The following is a 316-nucleotide window of genomic DNA, read 5'->3' on the forward strand; positions in this document are numbered from 1 at the left end:
CTGCACCAGGTAGTCGTCCACGTTGCGGAAATATTGCAGCACCAGCTCCCGAGCCGCCACCGAGTCCGGCGTGGTGTAGTCGTCCCGGCTGACCGGGTCGATCAGGTGCCAGCAGAGGTGCTGGATCCGGTCGACGCCGTCGAACAGAACGGCTGTCAGCTCTGACGGCTCTTCCTCCATCAGCGTCAGCAGGATGTCCTGCCAGCGCTGCTCCCGCGTGATGTGGAACTGCACCCAATCGGTCAGCTGGTTCTCCGACAGGCCCTGCACGGCCTTGCGCTCATGCTGCCAGTCGGTGGACATCTCGGAGGCCTTG

The 316-nt window shown here is 64.2% G+C and carries 1 protein-coding gene; it reads right to left on the minus strand.

Annotation, left to right across the window (positions count from 1 at the left end; all coding sequences use genetic code 11):
- Positions 1–303, minus strand: a 303-nt coding sequence (locus H2O73_RS23670) for a hypothetical protein (protein ID WP_220457715.1), incomplete at its 3' end; no start/stop codon positions are given.
- Positions 304–316 lie beyond the last annotated feature (13 nt).

It is taken from the genome of Vibrio marinisediminis, from assembly GCF_014050145.1.
GTDB classification, from domain to species: domain Bacteria; phylum Pseudomonadota; class Gammaproteobacteria; order Enterobacterales; family Vibrionaceae; genus Vibrio; species Vibrio marinisediminis.